Here is a 13,589-nt window from a genome sequence, read left to right as displayed (position 1 = left end):
ACCCGGAACCCAGCACCATGCGCCTGCGCACCGAACGGGCGCGCGGGGCCTAGCCGGGGGCTGAAGCCGTTTCCGCCCCGCCCGGGCCTTCCTCACGCGCGGCTTCCTCTTCCGTGAGGATGCGGCGGTGATTGCGTGCGGTGGGGACAAAATCGCCCCTGCGCAAGGCGGCTTCGATTTCCTCGAGCGAGGCGCCCGCCGTCTCGGGCACGAAGAAATAGACGAATATCACCGACGCCAGGTTAACCCCGGCGTAAAGCCACATGGTACCCCCCAGCGAAATAAGCTGCACCAGTGTCAGGGCGGTGGCGGTCACCAGCAGGTCGGCCCCCCACAACACGCCGGCATGCACGCTTGTTGCCGCCGCACGCATGGGCAAGGGAAACAGTTCGGCGCCCAAAAGCCAGCCCACGACCTGGATTCCGCCGGAATTGAACATCATGAACAGCAGCAGGAACACGACGATCATCCAGCTTCCCACGCTGCCCTTGTCGGGGTGCATGGCAAAGAGCAGCCCAAGCCCCAGCAGGCTGACGACCGAGCCCGGCCCCATGATCAGCACCAGCCTGCGGCGGCCGATCCGATCCACGAACAGGCAGCCCAGCAGCGTCATGATCAGGTAGACCATGGCCACGCCAAGGCTGGTCAGCAGGGCGGAGGAATTGCCGAACCCCGCATCGGACAGGAAGGTGGGGGTGTAATAGATCATCATCTCCAGCCCCCCCGCCTGGGTGAAGAAGGCAATGCCAAGCGCCGCGACAAGGGCCGGGCGCGCCCAGGGCAGCATGAGCCCCTTCCAGCCGCGTTCGTCATCTTCCATGCCCACGACACTTTCGTGGATCTCGTTGATTTCGCGCTGGATGGCCTTGCGTGATGAGCGCACGCGGCCAAGCTGTTCCACGGCGGATTTCAGCCCTTCGTTCTCGGCCGTCCAGCGCGGGCTCTTGGGCAGGAAGAACATGCAGATGAACACGAAGGCCGCAGGGCCTGCTGCGATCATGATCATGGGCCGCCAGCCCCAGGCGTCGCGCATGGCGAACCCCACCAGGTTGGCCAGGAAAATGCCGACACCGATGGCGACGTTGAACAATGTCACCAGGTTGCCGCGCTTGGCGGCGGGGGCAAGTTCGGAAATATAGGTAGGCACCACCTGCGTGGCCCCGCCCACCGCAAGCCCAAGGAACACGCGGGCCACCACCAGCGTTGTGACATCGGGCGCCTGGCCACAGGCCAGTGCGCCCACCACGAAAACAGCGGTGACGACCATAACGGAAATACGCCGTCCAAACTTTTCAGATAACCATGATATACCCATGGCGCCAAGGACAGCCCCGACCAGAATGGCGGAAGTAACCATTTCCTCCTGCCCCGCGGTAAGATGGAAATCTTTGGTTATTAATAATAGAGCGCCAGAAATGATGCCGGTGTCGTAGCCGTAAAGCCCCCCACATATCGCGGACACAAAAGCAGCCGCCCATAATACGCGGTTGGCGTTGGGCGACATTTCCAAATTCTTTACCGCATCGAGTGCGTTTTTCTTTTCTGTTTTCATGGCAAAAGCATGACAGACTCAGAAAAAATTTTACATCTTAAATTTTTTTATTTATTAGCGTATTCGGGACAGTGCATGCCAATTACGCTTATCAGCGTTGCGCAATCCTGAACAAGCTGTGGGCATTTTTTATTCCTCCGTGAATTTTCTTGACAGTTGCGAAGGCTTGGCTATCTGATTGACCCTACCAAGGGGGGTTCCGGCAAGGAACTGAGAGGCCACTTCATGCTTCCGTAACAGGGGCACCGTGGCGACCCTGCCGCCAGCGGCATACGGCTTCTGGCGGGGAACCTGATCCGGCTTATACCGGCGGAGGGACTGGTGCCTGAAGACAACGCCCGCAGGCCAGCGCCGCGCTTAGCACGGCCATCCCTGCCAAGGTGCCGGATATGGGTCTGCCCCGACATGGGTCACCCTTCGGCCAGTCTTTCGGGCCTGTCCTCCTCGGCGGAGGAGAAACCTGATGTCTTTGACCGATACCGCCCCACCCCCCAGCACGAGCGCTGCCGCACCCGCAACGCCCGATCCGAACGGCCCCGGCCAGGTCACGACCGGCCCGCTGCGCGGTTCGCAAAAGGTCTATACCAGCCCGGCCGGCCGGCCCGACATGCGCGTGCCGTTCCGCGATATCGCGCTCGACCCGTCCGCGAAGGAAGCGCCACTGCGGGTCTATGATACGTCCGGCCCCTATACGGACCCGGCGATCGAGATCGACGTGCGCAGGGGCCTGCCCCCCGTACGCGCTTCCTGGCTTGCGGCGCGCGGATTCGAGACGGTAACCCCGCGCGCCATCCGCCCCGAAGACAACGGCCATGCCGAAGGGGCCTACCTGGTCCAGCCCTGCCCCGCGCCGCATGCGGTCTACAAGGCAAGACCCGACCAGCTTGTCACGCAGTACGAATTCGCCAAGGCCGGGATCATTACCGATGAAATGATCTATGTCGCCCACCGTGAAAACCTTGGCCGCCAGCAGGCAGCCGAAGGGGCGGCGGAGCGCATGAAGGACGGGCAGTCCTTTGGCGCGGCCATTCCCGAATTTGTCACACCCGAATTCGTGCGTGACGAAATCGCGCGCGGGCGGGCCATTATTCCGGCCAATATCAACCACCCCGAACTTGAACCCGTGATTATCGGGCGCAATTTCCTGGTGAAGGTGAATGCCAATATCGGCAATTCGGCCATTACCTCCTCCGCGGCACAGGAAGTTGAAAAACTGGTCTGGGCCATTCGCTGGGGGGCCGATACGGTCATGGACCTCTCGACCGGGCGCAATATCCACAATATCCGCGACTGGATCCTGCGCAACGCCCCCACACCCATCGGCACCGTGCCGATGTACCAGGCACTGGAAAAAGTGGGCGGCGATGTCAGCAAGCTGGACTGGCCGGTGTTCCGCGATACGCTGATCGAACAGGCCGAACAGGGTGTGGACTACTTCACCATCCATGCCGGGGTGCGCCTGGCCCATGTGCCACTGACTGCCAACCGCGTGACGGGCATTGTCTCACGCGGGGGGTCGATCATGGCGAGCTGGTGCCTCAACGGTCACCGCGAAAGCTTTCTGTATGAGCATTTCGAAGAAATCTGCGACATCATGCGCGCCTACGATGTCTCGTTCTCTCTGGGCGACGGCCTGCGCCCGGGCAGCATTGCCGATGCGAATGACGCCGCCCAGTTCGCGGAACTGGAAACGCTGGGTGAACTGACCGAGATCGCCTGGGCGAAGGGCTGCCAGGTCATGATCGAAGGGCCGGGCCACGTGCCCATGCACAAGATCAAGGAAAACATGGACAAGCAGCTACGCGACTGCAAGGAAGCGCCCTTTTACACGCTTGGCCCGCTGACGACCGACATCGCGCCCGGTTATGACCACATTACCTCGGCCATCGGGGCCGCCATGATCGGCTGGTTCGGCACCTCCATGCTCTGCTACGTCACCCCCAAGGAGCATCTGGGCCTGCCGGACCGCAATGACGTGAAAACCGGCGTCATCACCTATAAGATCGCAGCCCACGCGGCCGACCTGGCGAAAGGCCACCCCGCAGCCCGCCTGCGCGACGATGCGCTGAGCCGCGCACGCTTTTCCTTCCGGTGGGAGGATCAGTTCAATCTCTCGCTCGATCCCGATACGGCCTGCGCGTATCATGATGAAACCATGCCGCGCGAAGCGCACAAGACCGCGCATTTCTGTTCCATGTGCGGGCCGAAATTCTGTTCCATGCGCATCAGCCACGACCTGAAGGACGAGGCCCTCCGTCTCAAGGGCATGGAGGAAAAAAGCGAGGAATTCCGCCAGGCCGGCGGGAAGGTTTACGTGCCGGCAGCCGAATAGGCCAGCCACTTCACAGGGCGCAGCACCTGCACTGCCCCCTGCCCATGCCTATGCGCGCTCCGGCCCTTTTCCTGGCTGGGGCGCGCATTTTTTTGCCCAAAACCGCAAAGCCCCCAGCCGGTTTGAACCGCTCCGGCAACAAGACGCACGCTGCGTTACCCCCTTGCCTGCCCTGTTGGCATCAGCCTTCGGCGGGAGAGCCGCCTTGACCCTGCGTCCATCGCCCCGGCGATTATGAAACTTTCGTGATCGCACTTGACCGCACTGCCTCAAAGCCTGCCTACCGTCTTGCGACGGGGAGCAGGCCACGCCGGCGGACAGGACGGCCTGCCTTGATTGCGGCGCAATACTCTGTAGAAAAACAAAGTCGGGGTACGGGGCCGGGACGGACGATGTCATGATCGTTGGCATCCGGCATGGGTCGCGTGCCTGACGTAATTTTGTTCGAACAGCTTTCGGCACCCGGGCCGGTGTCAAACCAAAGGCGGATGATGGCGCGCGTTCTTGACTACCGCACGGTGCTGGCGGCCTTCATTGCCGTATCGCTGACAGGCTGTTCCGTCGGGCCGGATTTCCATCGCCCGACCCTTGATGGCAAGGCGCGCTACCAGCCCGGCCCGGCCCCGACCACCGTGACCCAGACATCCCTGACCGGCCAGACCATGGCCAGCCAGACCCTGAACCAGGGTGCGGACGTGGAAGGGGAATGGTGGACGCTGTTCGGCGTGCCCGAACTGAACACGCTGGTCGCGCGCGCGCGCGCGAACAACCCGACCCTGCAAAGTGCGCAGACCACGCTCAAGGCCGCGTGGGAACAGGCCAAGGTCCAGGCTGCCCCGATGTTCCCGAGCATTTCGGCCATGTTCAACCCCACGCGCAACAAGACCACCCGGGCCCTGTCCCCCGTGCCGGGCAACAACAGCTATCTCTACAACCTGCATACGTTGCAGTTGAATATTTCCTACCAGCCCGACCTGTGGGGCGGGTTGCGGCGGCAGATGGAGGCGGCGGCGGCCCAGGCGGAGGTGGAGCGTTTCCAGCTTGAGGCGATGGTGAACACCATCATCAATTCCCTGCTGGTAGCAGTTTTGCAGCAGGCCAGCGCCAATGCGCAGATCGCGGTTCTGAACGACCAGCTTACCATGCAGAAAGACCTGCTGCATATTCTACAGGAACGGTACCGCTTGGGGGATGTGGCCTTGGCGGACGTGCTGGCCCAGCAGACCGTGGTGACAAATACCGCAGCCAGCCTGCCGCCGCTGAAACTGCAGGCCGAACAGGCGCACGACCAGATCGCGACGCTTGTCGGTGTCACCCCCGATGAAGTCCTGCCCGAACCCCGGCTGGATGAATTCCACCTGCCGCAGAACCTGCCCGTTTCCCTGCCGTCGCAACTGCTTGAACAGCGCCCCGATGTGCGCGCGGCGGAAGCGCAGATGCATATCAACAGCGCGCAGGTGGGGGTCGCGATCGCCAACCGGCTGCCCAATGTCCAGCTTTCGGCAACGCCGGGGCAAGCCGTGAACGCCATGAGCCAGTTCTTCGCGCCCGGTTCGGGCAACTGGCAGATTGGTGCCATGCTGGCCCAGCCACTCTTTCAGGGTTTTCAACTCTGGCACCTGGAGCGTGAGGCGCGCGATACGCTTCTGGCATCCAGCAAGACCTATCGCGCGACGGTTCTGGACGCGATCCAGAACGTGGCCGACGCGCTCCACGCCCTCCAGGACGATGCTGATACCCTGTCCGCCACGCAGCAGAGCGATGCGACAGCGCAGCAAAGCGTTAAAATCACCCATGCGCAGAACACGATGGGCGATGTCAGCGTGGCCATGATGATGACAATCCAGCAGCAGGCCCTGCAAGCCCGCCAGGCGCTGGTTCAGGCGCGGGTTGCCCGTTTTTCAGACACGGTCGGCCTGTTCCAGGCATTGGGCGGGGGCTGGTGGCACCGCAATGACAGCGGCATGAAAGACCAGCCCGCCACGTGGCAGGGTGTCTTTACGGCGGCACCCGGCGCACCGGCCGACCCCGTCAGAACGGTGAACTGACAGGCCTTGCGCCGGACAGTCCAGGCCCTGCCAGCCCCGCGCAATAGCCCAGCGCAAGCCCGCCTGCGCCAGCAGGTTGCGCGGGCTCACCCACGCCTGACACGCAACGCGGCGCGACCGGGACCGCGGATGCAGGCGCTACGGGATCGCGGTTACTTGTCGCCCGAAAACGTGTCGTGAAAACCCTGGCCGACGCTGTTGCCGACATTGCGGCCGAACGAGCCTATCTTCTGGCCTGTCTTTTCACTCCATTGCCCTACGTCCTGGGCCGCATGGGTCGTTCCCTGCCGGGTCTTGTCCCACGCTTTTTCGGTGCCGCCCTTGGTCTTGTCCCACGCGGTCTCGCTGCCGTTACGGGTCTTGTCCCACACCTTCTCGGTGCCGCCCTTGGTTTTATCCCACGCGGTCTCGCTGCCGTTGCGGGTCTTGTCCCACGCCTTCGCGGTGCCGCCCTTGGTCTTGTCCCACGCGGTCTCGCTACCGTTGCGGGTCTTGTCCCACACCTTCTCAGTGCCGCCCTTGGTCTTGTCCCACGCGGTCTCGCTGCCGTTGCGGGTCTTGTCCCACGCCTTCGCGGTGCCCGCCTTGGTCTTGTCCCACGCGGCGGAGGTATCGTTGCGGGTCTGCTGCCAGGTCTGGCCCAGCACGCCCGGCTGCGCGGTGGACGATGAATTGGTCTGGGCCTGGGCCGCAGGCAGGCTGCATGCAAAGACGGCAGCCCCCACCATGGTCAAGACGGCGGAGGAAAATAATTGTCTGGACACGCGGTTCTCCTTCTCACTGTGATCCCGACTATGATTTTCACCATGACCCGCCTTTATGGCAAATATGAGCCCCCACCCCGCAAGTTCGGGTGAGCGGCAGCTTACAGCGCGGCCAGCCGGTCCAGTGCGGCCTGCAGGATGTAGGCGGCGGCCAGCTTGTCCACCATTGCCGCCCGGCGGGCCCGGGTCAGGTCGGCTTCCAGTATCAGCATGCGGTTAACAGCCGCTGAAGACAGGCGTTCGTCCCACAGGCAGGCAGGCAGGCCCGTCTGTTCGGACAGCGCCATGGCCCAGTCGCGCGCCGCCTGTGCCGCCGGGCCGAAAGACCCGTCCAGCGAAAGCGGCACGCCCACCACCATGGCTGCTATGCCATGTTCGCGCGCCAGGGTGGTGATATGGGCTGCCATCGGCCCCAATTTGCCGCGCTTGAGCACCTCCAGCGGGGAGGCCACCATGCGCGAGACATCGGACATGGCCAACCCCACCTGCTTGCTGCCGGGGTCTATGCCCAGCAGGCGGGCGTGGGGGGGCAGGGTTGCGGCAAGGGCGTCCAGGCTGAGAAGAGTCATGCCCCATGGTATGTTGCACCGCCCCCGATTATGCTAGGGGCTTTTCACCATATCAGCCTGAACAAAGAGGGGTCCGCTTTCATGTCGCTAGACCTTGCGACCACCCGGCGCATCGCCAAACTGGCCCGCATCGGCCTTGAAGACGCAGAGCTTGAGGCCACACGCCAGAAACTGAACGACATTCTGGGCTGGATCGACCAGTTGGCCGAAGTGGATGTCGAGGGCGTGCCCCCCATGGTGGGAACCGAAACGGAAGCCCTGCGCCAGCGTGCGGACAAGGTGACCGACGGCAACTGCCGCGACGCCCTGCTGGCCTGCGCGCCCGAAACATCCGGGCCTTTCTACACAGTACCCAAGGTGGTCGAATAATGCTGAGCCGACTGACACTGACCCAGGCCCGCGCGGGCCTGAGCGCGCGCAAGTTTTCCGCGCGTGAACTCGCCACCGCCCATCTGGACGCCATAACCCGGCTGAACCCGGCCCTGAACGCCTATATCACCACCCTGCCCGCGCAAGACGTGCTGGCCGCCGCCGACGCAGCCGACGCCCGCTACGCCGCTGGCAATCCGGGGCTGATGGACGGGCTGCCCATCGGTATCAAGGACCTGTTCTGCACTAAGGGTGTGCGCACGACGGCTGCAAGCAAGATCCTGGCTGATTTCGTGCCCCCGTATGAAAGCACGGTCACGGCCAACCTGCTGCGCGAAGGGGCGGTGTTCCTGGGCAAGACCAATCTGGACGAGTTCGCCATGGGTTCGGCCAACATGTCCTCCGCCTTCGGGCCCGCCACCAATCCGTGGCAGAAAGCTTCCGACCCCAGCGTGGCACTGGTGCCCGGCGGGTCTTCGGGCGGGTCTTCGGCCGCCGTGGCCGCTGGTCTGGCCCTTGCCGCCACGGGCACGGATACGGGTGGGTCCATCCGCCAGCCCGCCGCCTATTGCGGTATCGTGGGGCTCAAGCCCACCTATGGCCGGTGCAGCCGCTGGGGCGTGATCGCCTATGCAAGCTCGCTCGACCAGGCGGGCCCCATGACCCGCAGCGTGGCGGATGCGGGGCTGATGCTCCAGGCCATGGCGGGGTTCGACGAACGCGACAGCACCAGTTCCAACCGGCCGGTGCCCGCCTTCCACGAAGCCGTGGGCAAGAGCGTGAAGGGCCTGCGCGTGGGCATTCCGGCGGAATACCGCGCCCCCGGCCTGCCTGCCGAAATCCAGGCCATGTGGGACCAGGGCATTGCCTGGCTGAAGGATGCCGGGTGCGAGGTGGTGGATGTCTCCCTCCCCCATACGCGCTACGGGCTGACCAGCTACTACATTATCGCCCCGGCGGAATGTTCCTCCAACCTCGCGCGCTATGACGGTATCCGCTTTGGCACGCGGGTGGATGCACCCTCGCTCGACGGGGTGTACGAAGCAAGCCGGGCGGCAGGCTTCGGCCCGGAAGTGCGCAACCGGATCCTGATGGGCACCTATGTGCTGTCCGCCGGGTATTACGATGCGTATTACCTCAAGGCCCAGAAGGTGCGCACGCTGATCCGCCGCGATTTCGAACAGGCGTTCGAAAACGTGGACGTGCTGCTGACCCCCACAGCCCCGTCGGCTGCCTTCGCCCAAGGCGAGAACATGAACGATCCGGTGCAGATGTACCTGAACGATATTTTCACCGTGCCTGCCAGCCTGGCCGGCGTGCCCGCCCTGTCCGTGCCCGTGGGGCTGGATGGTGCCGGCCTGCCGCTTGGGTTGCAGGTGATCGGCCGACATTTCGATGAAGAAACCGTGCTGTCCATTGGCGGCGCGCTGGAAGCGGCGGCGGGCTTTACGCATCTGCCCGCCGTCCATGCGGGAGCAGGCGCATGAGCTACGTGATCGAAGGGCAGACCGGCCCGTGGGAAATTGTGGTGGGGCTTGAAGTCCACGCCCAGGTTGTCAGCCAGTCCAAGCTGTTTTCGGGGGCCTCCACCACCTTCGGGGCGGACCCCAACACACAGGTCAGCCTGGTGGATGCGGCATTCCCGGGCATGCTGCCGGTCATCAACCATGAATGCGTGGCCCAGGCCATCCGAACCGGGCTGGGGCTGAAAGCCCAGATCAACCTGCACAGCCGGTTCGATCGCAAGAACTACTTTTATGCCGACCTGCCGCAGGGCTACCAGATCAGCCAGTTCACGCACCCCATCGTGGGTACGGGCACCATCACCATCGAACTGCAAAATGGTGACACGCGCGAGATCGGCATTACCCGCCTGCATCTGGAACAGGATGCGGGCAAGCTGCTGCATGACCAGGACCCCACAAAATCCTTCGTGGACCTGAACCGTGCGGGTGTCGCGCTGATGGAAATCGTCAGCGAACCCGATATCCGCGCACCGGAGGAAGCGGGGGCCTATCTGCGCAAGCTGCGCCAGATCCTGCGCTACCTGGGCACCTGCGACGGCAATATGGAGGAAGGCTCCATGCGTGCGGACGTGAACGTGTCCGTGCGCAAGACGGGCGAGCCCTTCCGCACGCGCTGCGAAATCAAAAACGTGAATTCCATCCGCTTTGTCATGCAGGCGATCGAGGTCGAAGCCACCCGCCAGATCGAGATCTGGGAAAACGGTGGCGAGGTGGATCAGGAAACCCGCCTGTTCGACCCCGGCCGGGGCGAAACCCGGACCATGCGCTCCAAGGAAGACGCGCATGACTACCGCTACTTCCCCGACCCCGACCTGCTGCCGCTGGTGCTGGAACAGGCCTGGGTGGACGAACTGCACGCAGCCCTGCCCGAACTGCCCGACCCCAAGCGCGCGCGCTTTCAGCACGATTACGGCATTCCCTTCTACGATGCCGGGGTGCTGGTGGCCGAACAGGCAGTGGCCGACTATTACGAAAACGTGGCCAAGGGGCGCGACGGCAGGCTTGCCGCAAGCTGGGTGACGGGTGAACTGTTCGCAGCCCTGAACCGCACCGGCACCACGATCGAAACCAGCCCGGTCAGTGCGGACGCCCTGGGCAAGATGCTGGACCTGATCGCGGACAAGACCATCAACGGCAAGATCGCCAAGGAAGTCTTTGAAGACATGGTGGAAACCGGCGACAGCCCGGATGCCATCGTGGAACGCAAGGGCCTGCGCCAGGTGACCGATACCGGCGTGATCGATAGCGCCATTGCCGCCGTGCTGGAAAAACACCCCGACAAGCTGGAGGAATACCGGTCCGGCAAGGACAAGCTGTTCGGCTTTTTTGTCGGCCAGGTGATGAAGGAAACCAAGGGCAAGGCCAACCCGGCCCTGGTGAACGAGGCCCTGAAAACCAGGCTTGACGCATAAGCCGGTACGACAAAAAACCACAGGCCGAAAAATAAGCGCCAAATAGGCCAACAGGGGGTTTGACGGAACGCGCCGAACCCCCTACAAGCAGCGATGCAAACGTCGTGTATGTGCGCGCTCTTCGGCGGAGGGGTGGCCGAGTGGCTGAAGGCGGCGGTTTGCTAAACCGTTGTACAGTGTCAAGCTGTACCGTGGGTTCGAATCCCATCCCCTCCGCCAATTTTTTCCTTATTAAAAACAGATCGTTCTGCATTTTATCCAAAGAAGATGCAGGAATGCGCGAATAAGACAGTCCATCTTCCAACAGCAATGGAACAGCATTTTACTGCTGACCGGATGCTGTTGCCCCTCGGGCCACCCATGTCCGGTCAGAGCCAGCCCCCTTCAAGGACTGGCTGAACGGTGATCGCGTTCGAGGGTGAGGGAAAGAAGCAGATCGGCGCGTGAAGATGGGCATCTGGTTCGATCATGACCATGTTTGGCCGATGCCACGCGCCACCCGGCAGGCAGCGGGTTGAACGCCCGATATCGAACGATCTCGCCAGACAGATACTATCGTGCCGACAGTATTGATTTCTGCCGCCCGCGTTCATCGTAAACGTATATTGAAGACCCCCTGCGGATACTGACGGTCGCCGCAGTATACCCCACGAGACCATCCTCCGGTTTTGAACCGCCGGAAAGAATTGTCAGTTGGCGGCCCTTTTCGTCATAGACGTAGACAGACCGTCCTTTTTGAATGGCGCTTGCGATTGTCATGAAGTTTCTCCTCTGTTGACGTTTCCGGATGATAATGGCCTCCTACGTCAGGATCGGTCGGAGTTGACGGGGAAGGGCTATGCGTTTCGAAAAAGCGGTCGTTTTGATCGAGTTGGCCCGATTGCTTGCCGGAAGTGCGGAGGGCATGACGCTCGACGAGATCGCTTCTGTCCTGCATGTTTCTAAACGGACAGCAGAACGGCTGAAGGCTACGATCGAAACTCTTTTCCCGCAGCTTGAATCCGAATCCGATGGACATAAGCTGCGTTTTCGCATCAGGGGTGGCCTGGACGGCTTTCTTCAGACTCCGACAACCGAGGAACTGGTTGAACTCAGGGCCGCTTCTGCCGCGCTGAAAGCCACGGCAGGCCTGGAACGGGCAAAGTTGCTCGATTCCCTGTGCCAGAAGATCGAGTCAGCCTTGCGCCCCGTGGATCGACGCAGAATGGCGCCGGACATCCAGGCTTTGAGCAGCGCGGAAGCCCATGCACAGCAGGCCGGGCCGCGGCCGCAGGCCGATGCGCAAACGCTGGACGTCATCCGCACGGCCCTTAAGGGCGGGAACGCCCTGACATTCACCTATGGGCCGCATGCCAACTGGCTCCGGACCGTGTCGCCTTGGGGAATTCTATACGGACGCGCCTATTATCTGGTTGGTCCCGATCTGGGAAAAAGCGAGCCCGTGCTCTGGCGTATCGACAAGATGAGCGGGCTCGCCATCGCCGGTCCAGCGGCATTACCTCCCGAAGATTGGTCCATGGGGGATTTCGCGCTGCACTCGTTCGGCATATTCCAGGAGGAGCCGCAAAACGTCGTTCTGCGCTTTTCCCCGAACGCGGCAGCAGATGCCGCCCGCTTTTTGTTTCACCCCAGCCAGGTTTTTGAACCCCAGCCCGATGGCGCCCTGATCGTCCGGTTCAAAGCCGGCGGCTCCCGTGAAATGGCCTATCATCTCTTCACCTGGGGGACGGAAGTCGAGATCCTTCAACCGCAATCACTCCGCCGGGAACTGAAGAAAATGCTGACGATGGCGTTGTCCCATCACAGTAGGAAAGCGTTGCTCACCCTTTAAATTTCATGCCCACGCTCAAGGCCGACCGATTCTGACGGAGTGACGTGTTTTAGTGGTTCCATCAAAGGGAGGTGACCATGAACCATACGACTGGCAGGGAGCGGGACAAAACCCTTCCACTACCGAATATTAATCGTATTTTTCTTGCATTTTTAACATAAACACCTTCCCCAACATTCCGGAAAAGCTGTTTCCTACGCATGATTTGGGCACTTTGGACCGACCATGCACGTAACCTTGGCATGCGGACCTATTCCAACGTCATAGACATAAGACATGGGTAATGACGCAATGACATTGTGTCTGTTGACAGGTATAAAAATAGCGGTATCCTTTTATAAATATATAAGTTTCTCTGATGATGCATCAGCTTGATACGGTCAATTTATAATGAATTCTTATAACTATAGCGCAGTTCACTCTATTTACGAATACAAGGAGAAGACGGTGTGAATTCTTTACAGAAAATCCCCGACGATGACATAATGCTTTCCCGTCGTCTGCCTGTGTTGTTGGACACTCTCCGACCGCTGATGAAGAACGTGGTCGAGGTGCCGGTCACTGTACCCGATCTGTCGCCCGATCGTGTCACAGCGCTCATATGCGAAATCGCGCCACTGCATAAGCAGGCATGGGAGGCCGGGCTTGCAATCAATATCTGGGACGTCGCAGGGCTAGGATATAATGAAGGCCGCAACAGCGCGGTTCTGGCCTGGCTGCTTGACCCGCGGGGCACCCATGGCTGGGGTTCGCGTGTGCTGCGCGATCTGCTGCATCTGGCGCACATGCGACATGCGGACTGGCCAAATTTGGAGGACTCTCTGAACAATATATCGGTCACGAGCGAATGCTGGCCAATGGGCAGCGTGACCGATCGTGTCGACATTGCGATCGATGGCGATGATTTCGTTCTGTTTATCGAAATCAAGATCCGTGCACAGGAAGGCGAGGAACAATTGGTCCGTTACGTAAAGGCCGCCGAGGCCAAACGACAAGTGACCAACAAGAGATGGGGGCTTGTTCTTTATCTCAGTTCCGCAGCCCCCGTAGATCCCCCTGACGAAGTAGCGCTCATAAACTGGCAGGATGTGGGAGATATCTTGATACATACGCCGCAGGACGGGTTTAACGGCGCAATCACCCAGCAATTCGCTCAACATATCCGTAAATTTTACTGAGGAGAAAC

At 61.5% G+C, this 13,589-nt stretch carries 10 protein-coding genes and 1 tRNA gene; 8 read left to right on the top strand and 3 right to left on the bottom strand.

Annotation, left to right across the window (positions count from 1 at the left end; genetic code table 11):
• Positions 1-49 precede the first annotated feature (49 nt).
• Positions 50-1,552 carry a sugar porter family MFS transporter gene (locus J2D77_RS05855; protein WP_207845350.1) on the bottom strand — a complete coding sequence of 501 codons (1,503 nt, stop codon included), beginning with the start codon at positions 1,550-1,552 and terminating at the stop codon, positions 50-52.
• Positions 1,553-2,015: 463 nt separating this feature from the next.
• On the opposite strand from J2D77_RS05855, the gene thiC reads away from it, so the two are divergent.
• Both thiC and J2D77_RS05845 read left to right on the top strand, forming a co-directional pair.
• The gene (gene thiC / locus J2D77_RS05850; RefSeq protein ID WP_207845349.1) at positions 2,016-3,884 is read left to right on the top strand and encodes a phosphomethylpyrimidine synthase ThiC; all 1,869 of its coding nucleotides are present in this window, start codon (positions 2,016-2,018) and stop codon (positions 3,882-3,884) included.
• A 491-nt stretch (positions 3,885-4,375) separates the two neighbouring features.
• A complete protein-coding gene (locus J2D77_RS05845; protein WP_207845348.1) occupies positions 4,376-5,932 on the top strand; it encodes an efflux transporter outer membrane subunit in 1,557 nt (518 codons plus the stop codon).
• A gap of 152 nt (positions 5,933-6,084) precedes the next feature.
• Here the strand turns inward: J2D77_RS05845 and J2D77_RS05840 are convergent, their stop codons facing one another.
• Complete coding sequence (locus tag J2D77_RS05840; RefSeq protein WP_207845347.1) at positions 6,085-6,696, bottom strand: endoglucanase; 612 nt, start codon at positions 6,694-6,696, stop codon at positions 6,085-6,087.
• A 101-nt stretch (positions 6,697-6,797) separates the two neighbouring features.
• Positions 6,798-7,265 (bottom strand): Holliday junction resolvase RuvX, encoded by a 468-nt coding sequence (ruvX, locus tag J2D77_RS05835; RefSeq protein WP_207845346.1) that lies wholly within the window; start codon positions 7,263-7,265, stop codon positions 6,798-6,800.
• A gap of 81 nt (positions 7,266-7,346) precedes the next feature.
• On the opposite strand from ruvX, the gene gatC reads away from it, so the two are divergent.
• The 6 genes from gatC to J2D77_RS05805 all read left to right on the top strand — a co-directional run bounded on the left by gatC (position 7,347) and on the right by J2D77_RS05805 (position 13,581).
• Positions 7,347-7,634: an Asp-tRNA(Asn)/Glu-tRNA(Gln) amidotransferase subunit GatC gene (gene gatC, locus J2D77_RS05830; protein ID WP_207845345.1), complete on the top strand. Its 288-nt coding sequence runs from the start codon at positions 7,347-7,349 to the stop codon at positions 7,632-7,634.
• Complete coding sequence (gene gatA / locus J2D77_RS05825) at positions 7,634-9,121, top strand: Asp-tRNA(Asn)/Glu-tRNA(Gln) amidotransferase subunit GatA (RefSeq protein WP_207845344.1); 1,488 nt, start codon at positions 7,634-7,636, stop codon at positions 9,119-9,121. Before gatC ends, gatA begins: the two co-directional genes overlap by 1 nt.
• Complete coding sequence (gene gatB / locus J2D77_RS05820; RefSeq protein WP_207845343.1) at positions 9,118-10,572, top strand: Asp-tRNA(Asn)/Glu-tRNA(Gln) amidotransferase subunit GatB; 1,455 nt, start codon at positions 9,118-9,120, stop codon at positions 10,570-10,572. The genes gatA and gatB overlap by 4 nt, the downstream gene beginning before the upstream one ends.
• Before the next feature lie 126 nt (positions 10,573-10,698).
• Positions 10,699-10,791, top strand: a tRNA-Ser gene (locus J2D77_RS05815).
• A gap of 619 nt (positions 10,792-11,410) precedes the next feature.
• Entirely contained in the window at positions 11,411-12,403 is a 993-nt protein-coding gene (locus tag J2D77_RS05810) for a helix-turn-helix transcriptional regulator (protein WP_207845342.1), read from the top strand.
• A gap of 449 nt (positions 12,404-12,852) precedes the next feature.
• Positions 12,853-13,581 carry a PDDEXK-like family protein gene (locus J2D77_RS05805; protein WP_207845341.1) on the top strand — a complete coding sequence of 243 codons (729 nt, stop codon included), beginning with the start codon at positions 12,853-12,855 and terminating at the stop codon, positions 13,579-13,581.
• Positions 13,582-13,589 lie beyond the last annotated feature (8 nt).

The organism is Acetobacter garciniae (genome assembly GCF_017377735.1).
Lineage (GTDB): Bacteria > Pseudomonadota > Alphaproteobacteria > Acetobacterales > Acetobacteraceae > Acetobacter > Acetobacter garciniae.
The sequence above is the reverse complement of the archived record's forward strand: the minus strand, read 5'-3'. Positions and strand labels throughout refer to the sequence as shown.